Source organism: Mesorhizobium sp. M7A.F.Ca.CA.003.01.2.1, assembly GCF_003998945.1.
In the GTDB taxonomy this organism is placed as follows: Bacteria; Pseudomonadota; Alphaproteobacteria; order Rhizobiales; family Rhizobiaceae; genus Mesorhizobium; species Mesorhizobium ciceri.
This window is the reverse complement of sequence record NZ_RZRA01001001.1, coordinates 1-1,942: the sequence shown is the minus strand read 5'-3', so window position 1 is coordinate 1,942 and position 1,942 is coordinate 1. Positions and strand designations below refer to the sequence as shown.

The window sequence follows — 1,942 nt, the reverse complement described above, 5'->3', positions numbered from 1 at the left end:
CCATCACGTCGTAGTCGCCGGCGTCGGCGAGCGCAAAGCCGGTTTCGCCGTCACCGGCGACATGCGCGGTGTGACCGGCCTCGGCAAAGGCTTTCTGCAAGTAATCCGCAGCCTCGCGATCGTCTTCTATGACGAGAATCTTCATAGGGCTGTTATACGCGATTTCGCCGGAAGGTTGAGTGGCAGACATCTGCATTGTGGCCTTTGCCAAAGCGCATCGCGACCGAGATCGCTCGAAGCAGTGCGCGATAAAGCTGCTCGCTGCCGATGTCGTTGGCATCGGATCGTTGAAGCGCTTTTGAAATTGTGCGGCAGCGGGCGATGGGAAGCCCGCTGCCGCCGGGGGAAGGCGCGATGACTGACTAACGCGCGCTCCTCCATGCTTTCCCGTACGGCGGCTCGGGGGTGTTGAACCGGCGCACTGGAAAAGTCCAACTTGCCGCCGGAACGCCCTCACCCGTCTCGGAAGGCCGAGAGAACGCTCCGGAGCCGACCTCAGCCCTTGGCGACGGGCAGCGCGACGAAACGATTGGTGTCGTCGCGGGTGATCTGCATCAGCACTGCCTTGCGGCCGGATTTGACCGCTTCGGTCATCGCCTTGGTGACGTCGTCGGTGCCGTTCACTTCGGTCGAATTGACCGATGTGATGACGTCGCCCGGCTGGATGCCGCGATCGGCAGCATCGCTGTCGGGATCGACGTCGGTCACCACCAGCCCCTTGCCGTTTTCGGACTTGGTGACGGTCAGGCCGAGATCGGCCAGCGTGTCGGGCTTTGCCGGAGCGGCAGGCTGCGACTGGTCGACAGAGGCCTGCTTGTCGCTCGAGGGCAGTTTGCCGAGATCGACCTTGACCGTCTGGCTCTTGCCGTCGCGCCACACGGTGACGTCAACCGATTTGCCAGGCGAGTAGGCGCCGATCAGCCGTGCCAGTTCCTTCGGCGAAGCGACGTCCTTGCCGTTGACCTGGGTGATCACGTCACCGGCCGTGATGCCCGCCTTCTTGCCGGGACCATCGTCCTGGGCACTGGAAACCAGTGCGCCGTTGTTGGACTTCAGACCAAGCGACTCAGCGATGTCGGAGGTGACCGGCTGGATTTCGACACCGAGCCAGCCGCGCTGAACGGAACCGCTCTTCATCAGGTCCTGAACGACCTGCTTGGCGGTCGAAGCGGGAATGTCGAAGGCGATGCCGACGCTGCCGCCGGACGGCGAGAAGATCGCGGTGTTGATGCCGACGACCTGGCCGTTGAGGTTGAAGGTCGGGCCGCCAGAATTGCCGCGGTTGACCGATGCGTCGATCTGGATGAAGTCGTCATAAGGGCCAGCGCCGATGTCGCGGCCGCGGGCGGAGACGATGCCGGCGGTGACGGTGCCACCAAGGCCGAACGGATTGCCGACGGCCACCACCCAGTCGCCGACGCGAACCTTGGAGTCATCGGCGAAGTCGACATAGGTAAACTTGCCGACGCCATCGACCTTGAGCACGGCGAGATCGGTGCGCGGGTCGGTGCCGATCAGCTTGGCGTCGAGTTCCTTGCCGTCATTCATCACCACGGTGAAGGCCGAGCCTTCCGAAACGACGTGGTTGTTGGTGACGAGATAGCCGTCATCCGAGATGAAGAAGCCGGAACCTTGTGCAACCGGCCGCGGCTGGTCGTTGTTGCGGTCGCGATGGCTGAAGCGCCTGTTGCCGCCACCCTGGCCGTCCTGATCACCAAATCCACGGAATTCCTTGAAGAAGCGGCGCAGTTGCGGATTGTTGGGCAGGTTGTTCATGCCATCCTGATCGTCGGACGGGTCCGAGCCGTCATCGGCGGCCGGGCTGATCTTGGCCTTGACCTTGACGCTGACAACAGCGGGAGAAACCCGCTCGACGACATCGGCGAAGCCCGGTACCTGCGGCGCCTCGACGCGCACGGCATCGGCCAGAACAGGGCTGGTT

At 63.4% G+C, this 1,942-nt stretch carries 1 protein-coding gene and 1 pseudogene; both read right to left on the bottom strand.

Annotated elements, in window-relative coordinates; genetic code table 11:
* Positions 1–145: pseudogene (locus EN969_RS28835) on the bottom strand (response regulator transcription factor); the annotation flags it as partial.
* Between the two features lie 350 nt (positions 146–495).
* The coding region (locus tag EN969_RS28830) for a Do family serine endopeptidase (protein WP_127419616.1) at positions 496–1,942 on the bottom strand (1,447 nt) is incomplete at its 5' end.